At 54.1% G+C, this 13083-nt stretch carries 11 protein-coding genes and 1 pseudogene; 4 read left to right on the top strand and 8 right to left on the bottom strand.

All coding sequences use genetic code 11. The annotated features are described in order from the left end of the window. The first annotated feature begins 92 nt into the window (after nt 1–92). A complete protein-coding gene (gene greB / locus FHW74_RS10765; RefSeq protein WP_183170739.1) occupies nt 93–581 on the top strand; it encodes a transcription elongation factor GreB in 489 nt (162 codons plus the stop codon). Nucleotides 582–617: 36 nt separating this feature from the next. On the opposite strand, the gene uxuR is transcribed toward greB, so the two are convergent. The 3 genes from uxuR to uxuA form a co-directional block, all read right to left on the bottom strand. After that, complete coding sequence (uxuR, locus tag FHW74_RS10760; RefSeq protein ID WP_183170428.1) at nt 618–1391, bottom strand: Uxu operon transcriptional regulator; 774 nt, start codon at nt 1389–1391, stop codon at nt 618–620. Nucleotides 1392–1525: 134 nt separating this feature from the next. Then, on the bottom strand, nt 1526–2995 hold the full coding sequence (locus FHW74_RS10755) for a fructuronate reductase (protein WP_183170427.1): 1470 nt from the start codon (nt 2993–2995) through the stop codon (nt 1526–1528). 81 nt (nt 2996–3076) lie between these two features. After that, a complete protein-coding gene (uxuA, locus tag FHW74_RS10750; RefSeq protein WP_183170426.1) occupies nt 3077–4261 on the bottom strand; it encodes a mannonate dehydratase in 1185 nt (394 codons plus the stop codon). A 547-nt stretch (nt 4262–4808) separates the two neighbouring features. On the opposite strand from uxuA, the gene ompR reads away from it, so the two are divergent. Both ompR and envZ read left to right on the top strand, forming a co-directional pair. After that, nucleotides 4809–5528: a two-component system response regulator OmpR gene (gene ompR, locus FHW74_RS10745; protein ID WP_006177890.1), complete on the top strand. Its 720-nt coding sequence runs from the start codon at nt 4809–4811 to the stop codon at nt 5526–5528. Beyond that, nucleotides 5525–6877 (top strand): two-component system sensor histidine kinase EnvZ, encoded by a 1353-nt coding sequence (gene envZ / locus FHW74_RS10740; protein ID WP_183170425.1) that lies wholly within the window; start codon nt 5525–5527, stop codon nt 6875–6877. The genes ompR and envZ overlap by 4 nt, the downstream gene beginning before the upstream one ends. Before the next feature lie 76 nt (nt 6878–6953). On the opposite strand, the gene pckA is transcribed toward envZ, so the two are convergent. Further along, the gene (pckA, locus tag FHW74_RS10735; protein ID WP_183170424.1) at nt 6954–8573 is read right to left on the bottom strand and encodes a phosphoenolpyruvate carboxykinase (ATP); all 1620 of its coding nucleotides are present in this window, start codon (nt 8571–8573) and stop codon (nt 6954–6956) included. Between the two features lie 356 nt (nt 8574–8929). Continuing rightward, a pseudogene (locus tag FHW74_RS10730) lies at nt 8930–9061 on the bottom strand (Hsp33 family molecular chaperone HslO); the annotation flags it as partial. Nucleotides 9062–9241: 180 nt separating this feature from the next. Here FHW74_RS10730 and FHW74_RS10725 point away from each other — a divergent pair. Beyond that, a complete protein-coding gene (locus tag FHW74_RS10725) occupies nt 9242–10978 on the top strand; it encodes a DUF4153 domain-containing protein (RefSeq protein WP_183170423.1) in 1737 nt (578 codons plus the stop codon). A 76-nt stretch (nt 10979–11054) separates the two neighbouring features. On the opposite strand, the gene hslO is transcribed toward FHW74_RS10725, so the two are convergent. From hslO to yrfG, 3 genes are read right to left on the bottom strand one after another with little or no spacing between them, the layout of a single operon-like run. Next, nucleotides 11055–11933, bottom strand: coding sequence for an Hsp33 family molecular chaperone HslO (gene hslO, locus FHW74_RS10720; RefSeq protein WP_183170422.1), 879 nt, complete (start codon nt 11931–11933; stop codon nt 11055–11057). Nucleotides 11934–11957: 24 nt separating this feature from the next. Continuing rightward, nucleotides 11958–12359 (bottom strand): ribosome-associated heat shock protein Hsp15, encoded by a 402-nt coding sequence (gene hslR, locus FHW74_RS10715; RefSeq protein WP_183170421.1) that lies wholly within the window; start codon nt 12357–12359, stop codon nt 11958–11960. Further along, a complete protein-coding gene (yrfG, locus tag FHW74_RS10710; protein WP_183170420.1) occupies nt 12337–13050 on the bottom strand; it encodes a GMP/IMP nucleotidase in 714 nt (237 codons plus the stop codon). The genes hslR and yrfG overlap by 23 nt, the downstream gene beginning before the upstream one ends. Between the last annotated feature and the right edge of the window lie 33 nt (nt 13051–13083).

The following is a 13083-nucleotide window of genomic DNA, read 5'->3' as shown; positions in this document are numbered from 1 at the left end:
TACGGATTGCCGGAACAAAATGCCAGTCGCCGCACGATGCGGTCATGGATTCAGACAGTTCCGTTTATGTTAAATCAACCGAGAGTGAACGCGTGGCGACCAAACTGATTACCCGCGAAGGGTATAACAAGCTTAAGCAAGAGCACGACTATCTCTGGAACGAGAAACGCCCGGAAATCACCAAAATTGTCTCCTGGGCGGCGAGTCTCGGCGACCGCTCCGAAAACGCCGATTACACCTTTAATAAGCGCATTCTGCGCCAGATTGACCGGCGAGTTCACTTCCTGCGAAAACTGATGCCGCAACTGCAAATCGTTGATTATTCACCCCAGCAGGAGGGCCGGGTTTTCTTTGGTGCCTGGGTGGAAATTGAAAACGAAGCGGGGGATGTGAAAACCTTCCGCATTGTCGGCCCGGAAGAGATCTACGGCGAACGTAAAGACTACATCTCCATTGACTCCCCGATGGCGCGCGCCATTCTGAAAAAACAGGTCGACGAAGAGTTTGTGGTAAAAACGCCGGAAGGGGAAAAAATGTGGTTTGTGAACAGTATTCGCTATGAGAAAGGGGAAGGGGAATAATGCAAATACCTGGAGAACGGGCTCCAGGTATTGCCGTTAACCATTCATATTATCCAGCGGCCATGAATCGAACAGGTAGCCGTCGAAGTAGATGTCATCCACGTTGGAGAACTCCAGCAGCCGCAGTTTGACGTTTTCCAGGTGCTGCCACATCGCCAGCTTGGCGGCTTTTGCATCTTTCTTGATCAGCGCCGCCAGGATCTGTTTATGGTCCAACAGCCACTCTTTGCGATAGCGGGTGTTATCCAGATGGCGGTGAAGCTGGATCCACATGGGATTATTCTCGCGCCATTGCCAGGATTGCTTAAACAGTTCCACCAGCATGCTGTTGTGGGTGGCTTCGGCAATCGCCAGATGGAACTGCATATCGCCGCTCTCGGTTTCATCCGGCGCGTCGGACGCCAGCTCCTGCTCTTCCAGCAGCAGCGCCTGGCGCATTTTGACGATATCTTCACGGGTCGCCTGTAGGGCGGCGAATTCGGCAATATTGCTCTCCAGCAGCTGGCGCGCCTGGAGCAGTTCAAACGGCCCGGCATCGTTGCACTGCGCCGCGGTGCCAGGGGCGTTCAGGGGCGCAGAGGGCGTAGAAATCACAAAAATGCCCGCGCCGCGCCGCACCTCAATCAACCCTTCGATTTCCAGCATGATCAACGCTTCACGCACCACGGTACGCGTCACGTTAAGCATTTCCGCGATTTCACGTTCCGGCGGAAGCCGCTCGCCGACGGCGTACTGTTTTTGCGCAATCATATTGCGCAGCATCACGCCGACTTCCTGGTAAGGGCGCTGTTGAGGAGTGTTTGCTTTCATAACGTTACTGTCAGAATGATTCAGTGGCGAACGGCGTCGAAAACCGTCCGGAATTGGCCTGACTATAGCATATCAACCCGCAGAGTCAGTGGATAAACAGGCCGCGCCAGCACGCTGAGCGGCCTGTTGGTGGGTTAGCGGTTCAGCGCGGCGACCGCGGCGCGCGCGCCGCTGGCGTTCAACTGCTGCAACGCCATCACGACGGCGGAAACGAATGCGGGATTGGCCGGTAAATCCTGACCAAAAATCGCGCTCAGGCCGAGTAACGCCTGCACGCGCTGTTCGGCGCTGGCACTGGCGTCGATAGTCTGATAGTCCGCCAGCAAGGGGTCCACTACGTCAATGGCGTTACCCTGTTCATCCACGCCCGCCACGTAGCGCATCCAGCCCGCCACGCCCAGCGCAAGGTGCGACCAGGCATGACCCTCTGCCAGATGGCGGCGGATTGGGTCCAACATACGCTGCGGCAGCTTCTGGCTACCGTCCATGGCGATTTGCCAGGTGCGGTGGCGCAGGGACGGATTGCTGAAGCGTTCGATCAGCAGACGCGCATAGGCCTCCAGATCGGTGCCTTGCGGCATACAGAGCGTCGGAGCCTGTTCGCGCAGCATCAGCGCCAGCGCCGCGTCGCGATAATCCGGGTTGGTCATGGTATCGGCGATGGTCTCATAGCCGCCCAGATAACCTAAGTACGCGAGGAAAGAGTGGCTGCCGTTGAGCATCCGCAGCTTCATCATTTCAAATGGCACAACGTCTTCGACAAACTGCGCGCCTACGCGGTCCCACGCCGGGCGACCGTTAACGAAGTTATCTTCAATGACCCACTGGCGGAACGGCTCACAGGCGATAGCGCACGGATCGTAAACGCCGAGCTGGCCGGCGATGTCGTCCAGCGTTTCTGCGGTGGCGGCAGGCACGATGCGGTCAACCATGGTGCACGGGAAGGTAACGTGAGTTTCAATCCAGTCCGCCAGCGCGGCATCGCGCGCTTTCGCCAGCCCAAGCACGGCGGCGCGCGCCACGTGGCCGTTTTCCCGTACGTTATCGCAGGACATCACGGTAAACGCCTTCAGCCCCTGTTCGCGGCGCAGGCGCAGCGCTTCCACGATATAGCCAATAGCGGATTTGGGCTGGTCAGGATGAGCCAGGTCGTGCTGGATCAGTGGATTATTGAGATCGAGTTCGCCGCTGGCGGCCTCGGTGCAGTAGCCTTTTTCGGTCACGGTCAGGGAGACAATGGCGGTTTGCTCGCGCGCCATGGCGGCCAGAATGCCTGCGCAGCCGTCAATCGCCGGGTGCAATGCCTCTTTCATCGAACCGATAATTTTCAGTTCGGTGCGCTGTGCGCCTTTTTCCGCCACGGTATACAGCAGGTTTTGTTTTTTCAGGTTTTCGATCAGCGTCTGGTCGTTGCCGGGCATCAGGTTGACTTCGCAGATACCCCAGTCGCTGTCAGACTGCTCCAGCAGATGATGGGTATATAACGCCTGATGCGCGCGGTGAAACGCGCCGCAGCCAAGGTGAACAATCCGGGATGACAGACGTGCGTTATCCCATAGCGGACGCGCCACGGGCAGCGTGCTATTAGCAATAGTCGGTTCCATTTTAAACTCCGGGCAGTGGGCCTGCCTGAATGCAAATTTGAAAGGAGGCAGGGCGCGACGAAGGCCGCGCCCTGAGAAGATTTACTTACTGAAGAAAGCGCGCTGGATTGCCAGTTCTACGCCACGCACTTCCGCCAGGCCTTTCAGGCGGCCAATGGCGGAGTAGCCGGGGTTGGTCTTTTTCTTTAAATCATCCAGCATCTGATGACCATGATCCGGACGCATCGGGATCAGGTCTTCCACGCCTTCGGCTTTACGACGATGTTCTTCTTCAACGATGGCTTTCACCACTTCGTACATATCCACATCGCCCGCCAGGTGGGCTGCTTCGTGGAATGTTTTCGGGTTATCTTCGCGCATCGTTGAACGCAGGTGAGTGAAGTAAATACGCGGGCCGAACTGTTTGATCATATCCACCAGGTCGTTGTCGGCGCGTACACCATAGGAGCCGGTACACATGGTAAAGCCATTCGCCATGCTGGCGACGGTATCCACCATCCACTGCATATCGTCGATGGTGGAAACAATGCGCGGCAGGCCAAGGATTGGGCGCGGCGGATCGTCCGGGTGTACCGCCATACGCACGCCAACCTGTTCGGCGACCGGGATAATATTTTTCAGGAAAAAGGCGAAGTTTTCGCGCAGTTTGGCTTTATCGATATCCGCGTAGCGTTCAAGGTGTTTGCTGAACTGCTCAAGGGTGTAACCCTCTTCGGCACCTGGTAGACCGGCGATAATATTGCGCGTCAGGCGCGCTTTATCTTCATCGCTCATGGCGGCGAAGCGGGCATTGGCCTGCTCGACTTCTTCCGCGGTGTAATCGGCTTCCGCGCCTGGGCGTTTCAGCAAGTGAATTTCGAACGCGGCGAACTCAATTTGATCAAACCGCAGCGCTTTGGAGCCGTCCGGCAGCACGTATTCCAGGTCAGTACGGGTCCAGTCCAGCACCGGCATAAAGTTGTAGCAAACGGTATAAATACCGCATTCAGCCAGGTTGCGGATCGACTGCTGGTAATTTTTGATCCACAGATCGTACTGGCCGCTGTGGGTTTTGATGTCTTCGTGGATCGGAATGCTTTCCACCACGGACCACACCAGCCCGGCGTCCTCCACGATAGCTTTACGCTTGAGGATCTCCTCAACCGTCCAGACTTCACCGTTAGGAATGTGGTGAAGGGCGGTGACCACGCCCGTCGCGCCGGCTTGTCGGACGTCTGAAAGCGTTACCGGATCGTTGGGGCCGTACCAGCGCCATGTCTGCTTCATGCTTTACCTCTGCTCAGTCTTTAGGATGCCATCAAGGCCGTTCGCCTGGGTGTTATTGGTTGACCACTTCAGCGAACTCAATGCGCTGTTCTGTCGTAGTGGTGTAACAACTCTGTTTGTTAGCATACAACTTCGACTAAAATTCGCCAAAAGTCAATGCGCGGCGACGAATTGGTTAACCCTGTCACAGTTTACTTCGGCATGTTAAACAAGGGTTACAGCAGTAAAAGCGGGCGTTAACGGGGCAATAGAGAACAGTGGTCAACCAATTTGTGCCACGTATAAAGTTTAATGACATCCAGGCGGCGTTACCGTTGATTAAAAATCTGCCGCACTGACGGTACGAGGTAAGAGAATTGTGATGAAATAGGCAGATAACTTGCTGTTAAATATGCTTTGTAACAATTTCGACTAGAATATATACCAGTTAAGTCTGGTGGTCAGCGCAGCCTTTTTTAGAATACGTGTAGTTAAAAATGGCTTCATCGTGTAAATACGCGTGTCCGTTTTGCCGATAACAGTATTCGAACCTTTGGGAGTTAAATCGATGCAAGAGAATTATAAAATTCTGGTAGTAGATGACGACATGCGCCTGCGCGCGTTGCTTGAGCGTTATCTTACCGAGCAGGGCTTCCAGGTTCGTAGCGTAGCGAACGCTGAACAGATGGACCGCCTGCTGACCCGTGAATCTTTCCACCTGATGGTGCTGGATCTGATGTTGCCGGGTGAAGACGGCCTGTCGATTTGCCGCCGCCTGCGCAGCCAGAGCAATCCGATGCCGATCATTATGGTGACGGCAAAAGGGGAAGAGGTCGATCGCATCGTAGGCCTGGAGATCGGTGCCGACGATTATATCCCGAAACCCTTTAACCCGCGCGAACTGCTGGCGCGTATCCGCGCGGTGCTGCGTCGCCAGGCGAACGAACTGCCGGGCGCGCCTTCTCAGGAAGAGGCGGTTATCGCTTTCGGTAAATTCAAGCTCAACCTTGGCACGCGCGAGATGTTCCGCGAAGACGAGCCAATGCCGCTCACCAGTGGGGAATTCGCGGTGCTGAAAGCGCTGGTCAGCCATCCGCGCGAACCGCTATCCCGCGATAAGCTGATGAACCTGGCGCGCGGCCGCGAGTATTCCGCCATGGAACGCTCCATCGATGTGCAGATTTCCCGCCTGCGCCGCATGGTGGAAGAAGATCCGGCGCATCCGCGCTACATCCAGACCGTCTGGGGGTTAGGCTACGTCTTTGTACCGGATGGCGCTAAAGCATGAGGCGACTGCGCTTCTCGCCGCGTAGCTCGTTTGCCAGAACCCTGTTGCTCATCGTCACCTTGCTGTTCGTCAGCCTGGTGACGACCTATTTAGTGGTGCTGAACTTCGCCATTCTGCCGAGCTTGCAGCAGTTTAATAAGGTGCTGGCGTACGAAGTACGTATGCTGATGACCGACAAACTGCAACTGGAAGATGGTACGCAGCTGGTGGTGCCGCCTGCTTTTCGGCGCGAGATCTACCGGGAGTTGGGGATCTCGTTGTACTCCAATGAAGCGGCGGAAGACGCTGGATTGCGCTGGGCCCAGCATTATGAATTCTTAAGCCAGCAGATGGCGCAGCAGCTTGGCGGCCCGACGGAAGTGCGCGTTGAGGTCAATAAGAGCTCGCCGGTGGTCTGGCTGAAGACGTGGCTTTCGCCCAATATCTGGGTGCGCGTTCCGCTGACGGAAATTCATCAGGGCGATTTTTCTCCGCTGTTCCGCTACACCCTGGCGATTATGCTGCTGGCGATAGGCGGCGCGTGGCTGTTTATCCGCATCCAGAACCGACCGCTGGTGGACCTGGAGCATGCTGCGCTCCAGGTCGGTAAAGGCATTATTCCGCCACCGCTGCGCGAATATGGCGCGTCGGAAGTGCGTTCGGTGACCCGCGCCTTTAACCATATGGCGGCAGGCGTGAAGCAGCTTGCCGACGACCGCACCCTGCTGATGGCGGGCGTCAGCCATGATTTACGCACGCCGCTGACCCGCATTCGTCTCGCGACCGAAATGATGAGCGCCGAAGATGGCTATCTGGCGGAATCCATCAACAAAGATATCGAAGAGTGCAACGCTATCATTGAGCAGTTCATCGATTATCTGCGTACCGGCCAGGAGATGCCGCTGGAGCTGGCGGACCTGAACAGTGTGCTGGGTGAAGTGATCGCGGCGGAAAGCGGCTATGAACGCGAAATCGAAACCGATCTCCAGCACGGCGTGATCATGGTGAATATTCACCCGTTATCCATCAAGCGCGCGGTAGCCAATATGGTGGTAAACGCGGCGCGCTACGGCAACGGCTGGATCAAGGTCAGCAGCGGCACCGAGCTTAACCGCGCCTGGTTTCAGGTGGAAGATGATGGCCCCGGTATCAAACCCGAGCAGCTTAAGCATCTGTTCCAGCCGTTTGTGCGCGGCGACAGCGCGCGCAGCACCAGCGGTACGGGTCTTGGGTTAGCCATCGTGCAGCGTATTATTGATAATCACAATGGCGCGCTGGACATTGGCCGCAGCGAGCGCGGCGGTTTGCGGATACGTGCCTGGCTACCGGTGCCGGTTGCCCGGGTCGCGCATCCGGTGAGAGAAAGTTAATTTCCGGTCAATTACCGCTATAAAAAAAACCACCCACGGTCACCCTGGGTGGTTTTTTATTAACAGCCGCTTCGGCTTAAAGTTTCGGTCCTGCGCTGACCAGCGCCGCGCCGGCTGGGGTATCGGTATACTTCTCGAAGTTAGTGATAAACAGCTTCGCCAGTTGGGTGGCTTTTTCCTGCCACTGCTCCGGTGAAGCGTAGGTATTACGCGGATCGAGAATAGCGGTATCGACGCCCGGCAGCGTGGTGGGGATCGCCATGTTAAACATCGGCAGCGTAAAGGTTTCGGCGTCGTCGAGCGAACCATCAAGGATAGCGTCGATAATCGCACGGGTATCTTTAATCGAGATGCGCTTGCCGGTGCCGTTCCAGCCGGTGTTAACCAGATATGCCTGCGCGCCAGCGGCCTGCATACGCTTCACCAGCACTTCCGCGTACTGCGTCGGATGCAGCGACAGGAATGCTGCGCCAAAGCAGGCGGAGAAGGTCGGCGTCGGTTCAGTTACGCCGCGCTCGGTACCGGCCAGCTTGGCGGTAAAGCCGGACAGGAAATGGTACTGAGTCTGGTTAGCGGTCAGGCGCGATACTGGCGGCAACACGCCAAAAGCGTCCGCGGTGAGGAAAATCACCTTGGTGGCGTGGCCTGCTTTGGATACCGGCTTAACGATGTTTTCGATGTGGTAAATCGGGTACGACACACGGGTATTTTCGGTTTTCGAGGCGTCGTCGAAATCAATCACCCCATTTTCGCGTACCGTGACGTTCTCTAACAGCGCGTCACGGCGGATGGCGTGATAGATATCCGGCTCGGCTTCTTCGGAAAGACGGATGGTTTTGGCGTAGCAGCCGCCTTCGAAGTTAAACACGCCGTCATCGTCCCAGCCGTGTTCATCGTCGCCGATCAGGCGGCGTTTCGGGTCGGTTGAGAGCGTGGTTTTACCGGTGCCCGAGAGGCCGAAGAACACCGCCACATCGCCTTTTTCACCGACGTTTGCCGAGCAGTGCATTGAGGCAATGCCCTTCAGCGGCAGCAGGTAGTTCATGATCGAGAACATGCCTTTCTTCATTTCGCCGCCGTACCAGGTGCCGCCAATCAGTTGCATCCGCTCCGTCAGGTTGAACGCGACAAAGTTCTCGGAATTCATCCCCTGGGATTTCCAGTCAGGATTGGTGCATTTCGCGCCATTCATCACCACAAAATCAGGTTCGAAACCCTCCAGCTCCTCATCAGTCGGGCGGATAAACATATTTTTGACGAAGTGCGCCTGCCAGGCCACCTCGGTGATAAAACGCACCGAAAGGCGGGTGTCGGCATTGGCGCCGCAGAAAGCATCAATGATAAACAAGCGTTTACCGGAGAGCTGGCGGGTGACTAACCCTTTGAGATGTTGCCAGGTTTCAGGCGACAGCGGCTTGTTGTCATTTTTTCCCTTGCCATTATCCGCCCACCACAGCGTGTCACGTGTTGTGTCGTCGCGGACGATATATTTATCTTTCGGCGAACGGCCGGTAAAGATGCCTGTATCGACTGCAACGGCTCCCAGATTGGTTAATACACCGCGCTCGTAGCCTTCCAGTTCTGGATTAAGCTCTTCGCGGTAAAGCGTATCGTAATCAGGGTTGTAGACCACGTCCTGGGCGTCGTTAATACCATAAGCCTTGAGATCTTGCGGGGTTAAACCTTTAACGCGCATATCACTTCTCCTTAGCCAATTTGTACTGCCTGAAATTGTAGGGTTGTTTGTAACATGTTAACCGGGACGTGCTTCATAGATTTACGTATCGACGCTTTTAATACAGCGGAAAATACTGTGATTCAGCTCACGACGCGGGATAGAGTAGCGGAGGAGTGTATAACGGAAAGCGGAAAATGTTTTGGTTATGTTAATGAATGGAGGCAGTAATATGACAATTTGTGAGTGTAAGCGCTTTCTTAAAAGTAAGTTTTATGAAAGATTAGCTCGTTTTTATGGACGAATCGATTTTGCAAACAGGGGCAACGGCAGTGGAAAATAGCGAGCGCCCGGCATCGCAGGCGCTCGTAACGGTTTTAGTGGATCTGCGGGTCCGCCGGTGAGGCGTTATTGCGGATTGCGGCAATATCCCTGGCATCGAACAGATAGTGCGTACCGCAGTAATCGCAGTGCATATCAATTTCGCCATCTTCCGCCAGGATGGTCTCAAACCCAAAATGGGCCATCCGTTCTTCATAGGGGTGAATGAGTCTTACTGTTTTCTGAAACCCATCGTCATTCTCCGGCAACTATTGCACTGTCGGCGCGTTTCTCAAAATATAAGCTCACCTGTTCATCAGGTTGATTATCAATCGTGAATTTTTTCTGTGCTGAAAAGGAATTCGACAATGTTCAGTAATGAGGTTTTGTCAGTCAATACGCGCCGGGGGATTGGACTTACGGGTATTGCATTAGGTTTGTTATGGTATTGTTCCGATAACAGCGGCATGTTGTATGCAGGCTTCACCGCCTCGATATTTATTAGGGCGCTCTGCATTAGTTGTGCTGCGGTGCTGATGCTGAGTGTTCAACGTTTTAATTCGAAACGGTTATGGGGTGTAACAGGCGCTGTCGCTTTACTGTCTTGTATCATGGCGGCCTGGGTAAAATGGAATCTGGCGGGTGAGTATGTCACTTTTGCTGCACAATTTTCCGTGACCAATTTTTTGGGTTGGCTATTAATTTTCAATTTTTTTCTTGTTCCCTGGATACAATACTATTTATCCCAGGATGAACCGGGGGCCGGATATCGAAACCTGAACCGTAATCTCTGGTTGAATGGCATTACGATCCTGTTATCACTTTTTATCCTGGGTATAGCCTGGTCGGTATTATGGTTATGGGCAACGCTATTTTATATTATTGATATTACTTTTTTCCGTGAATTATTCATCGAAAACAACTGCTTTCAGGCAACTTTCACCTCATTTATATTGGCCATTGCGATCGTTATTTGTCGGTGCCAGTTAAAGATCATCGAAGCCATCAAAAATTTCTTTACTCTACTTGCCAGAGTATTGTTCCCGCTACTCGCTTTTATTGCGCTGTTATTTTTAGCGATGCTGCCGTTTGTAGGGCTGAATCATGTTACTGAACGCGTTTCCAGTGCCGGAACGCTAAGTACGTTGGCGCTATTGATCATGATGTTGGCCTGGATCATGGGAACGTCATCGCGAACGACACCTAACTGGAATAAGGCATTCACTTATCTGGTGCGCCTGTCGATGGTTATTTTACCGCTGTTCACGTTGATTGCCGCCTGGGCGCTGGGTATACGTATCCATCAGTATGGATGGTCGCCTTTACGTGTTGATGGGGCGCTTACTATCTTAACGCTGACGGTAGCTGGATTTGGCGTGAGTTTACAAACCATCCGTTGCCGCAATGCCTGTACCGTCAATGTCAACGCGCCGACCCGGCTGTTTTTGATTATGGCGGCGGCGATGATTTTTATCAGTCATACTCCGATTATCGATCCTTTACGTATTAGTGTGAATGCGCATATGGCGCGCTACCATAGTGGGGAAATCAAAGCGGATGATGTCAGTATCGCGATGCTGGAAGACGCAGGGCGCCGTGGACATGACGCAATAAAGGCGCTGAAAAAAGATAAAGATTTTATGAGTTCAGAGATGCGTAGCGCGCTTATTAATGACGCCCTGAACCCGCGTATTGATATTTCAGAATCGATAACGGTAGTGACCTTACAAGGCGTTACTGAAGTCGCAAAAGGATCAGTGATACCCGAAACCTGGTGGGCATGGGTTGTGAATGAATGGAAATACAGCCCTGATGAATGCTACAGAGGAAACAACCGTTGCATGATTAAATCCCTCGATCTTAACGGCGATAAGCTGGATGAAATAATGCTCTGCGATGTTGCCGAGCGGACATGCTCTTTTTTTGCGCTAAAAGATAAAGACGAATGGAGTGTTATCGGTTATAGCATGGCTTTACCAAAAGCGCTGGATTCAGAAAAATTCCGCAAGTCTATCCAGGGTAATAAACTGGAGCTGAAACCCAAGGAGTGGAAAAATTTGGTTATCGATGGCGAAACAATGATTGTGAATTATCAGGATCGCTAAAAAACGCCTTATTACCGCGCAGTAAAAAAAACCAGAAACAGGATCTGTTTCTGGGTTTTTATCACAACGCAAATCCTTAGTGGATCTGCGGGTCCGCCGGTGAAGCGTTATTGCGGATGGCGGCAATATCCATGGCATCGAACAGATAGTGCGTACCGCAGTAATCGCAGTGCATATCAATCTCGCCATCTTCCGCCAGGATGGTTTCAATCTCTTCATCCGGCAGGGTTTTCAGCGCGCCCGCGCAGCGCTCGCGGGAACAGGTGCATTTAAATTCCACGTCCTGCGGATCGTAAAGCGTCACTTCTTCTTCATGATACAGACGCCACAGCACATCGTTCGCCGGTAAGGTAAACAGCTCTTCCGCCTTGATGGTTTCGGTCAGCGTCGCCAGATGATTGAAATCATCCGCCTGAGCATTCTGCGCAGGCAGAACCTGGAGCAACATACCGCCCGCCGCAGGCTGGCCGTCTACGTCGCCGGTGCGAATAAACAGACGCGTCGGCAGCTGTTCGGAGCGCAGGAAATAATCTTCCAGGCATTCCGCCAGGGTCTCGCCTTCCAGACCCACCACGCCCTGATAGCGCTCGCCTTCGGCAGGGGTAATGGTAATCACCAGATAGCCGTTGCCCACCAGGGTTTTCAGAGAGGCATCTGCCGGTACGTCGCCCTGAACGCGCGCGACGCCGCGCATTTGCTGCTCGTTATTGCCGTTAATCACGGCCAGAGTCATCGGGCCATCGCCCTGCAACTGTACGGTAATGTCGCCCGCAAACTTCAGCGTGGCGGTGAGCAGGCTGGTAGCCACCAGTAGCTCGCCCAGCACGTTTTTCACCGGCTGAGGATAGTCGTGATTTTCCAGAATCTGCTTCCAGGTTTCTGAAACGGTAACCAGCTCGCCGCGTACGGCATAGTTTTCAAACAGATAGCGATGTAATTGGTCGTGTTGAGCCATAATGTTCTCTCTTGCGGGCGACGGTTATTCGTCGTCACCGTATTTAAATTTCATCAAATCACGACGCTCTTTCTTATCCGGGCGGCGTTCCGGATGCGGCATCGTGAGCGCATTCATTTTGCGGGCCAGGGCCAGCTTTTCGCGGTTCTCCACGCTCTGCGCCGTCTCTTCGTACAGCAACACGGCTTCGCTCGCCGGGCGACGCTGATCGGTGATCCCTTTCACGATAACGGTACGCTGATCGTTGCCCTGACGCAGTACGATCTCCGCGTTCAGTTCCACATTTTTGCTGGGGCGGGTGCGTTGTCCGTTGTAGTGCACCTTTCCGCCTTCAATCATTTCACGCGCCAGCGCGCGGGTTTTATAAAAACGGGCCGCCCATAACCATTTGTCCAGGCGTACCTCAGACGGCGCTTTCTCTTTCATGGTCGTCACCTGTTTTGCAATGAGGGTGCAACGCGGGGATTAACCGACGATAGTCATTGAGCGCGGCGTGGCGTTGATACGCTTTCTCCGCCACGCCGGAATCCGGATTGGTGACGCCGAGGCAGTAACGAATGCCAAACTGCGCCGCCGCATCCAGAATCGGTTCGCTGTCGTCAATAAACAGCGTTCGCGCCGGATCGAGCCCGGTATGGGCCTTGACGGCTTCCCACAAGCGCTGATCCTCTTTCGGATATCCAAATGTGTGGGTGGAAAGTAATAAATCAAGGTGTGAAGCCAGGCCTGTGTACTCCAGCTTCACCGCCAGATTATGGGGATGGGCGTTGGTCAGCAGAATTCGGCGCTTGCCGCAGGCTTTGAGCGCATCCAGAAAAGGCACCGTATCATCGCGCAGTATCGCGCGCGGGCCTTGCTGTGTGGTCATCGCACAGATATCGAGGCCAAGCCGCTCGCTCCAGTAATCCAGACAGTACCAGTTTAGCGTATGCTGGACCGCGTGATATTCCTGGCGAATATACTGATGTGCCTCGTCCAGCGTGATGCCGCGCAGCTCGCTTAAGGTTTCTGGCACCAGTTGCTGCCAGAAATGGTTATCGAACGCTAAATCCAGCAGGGTGCCGTCCATGTCCAGTAACACGGTATCAACATCCGGCCAGGCGATATCTACATGCATGAGTCATCCCACCCTATAAAAAAGTGACGACAG

Origin of the sequence: Atlantibacter sp. RC6, assembly GCF_014193285.1 — a bacterium.
Lineage (GTDB): Bacteria > Pseudomonadota > Gammaproteobacteria > Enterobacterales > Enterobacteriaceae > Atlantibacter.
Note: the sequence above shows the minus strand (reverse complement) of the source record. Positions and strands in the feature narration are given on the sequence as shown.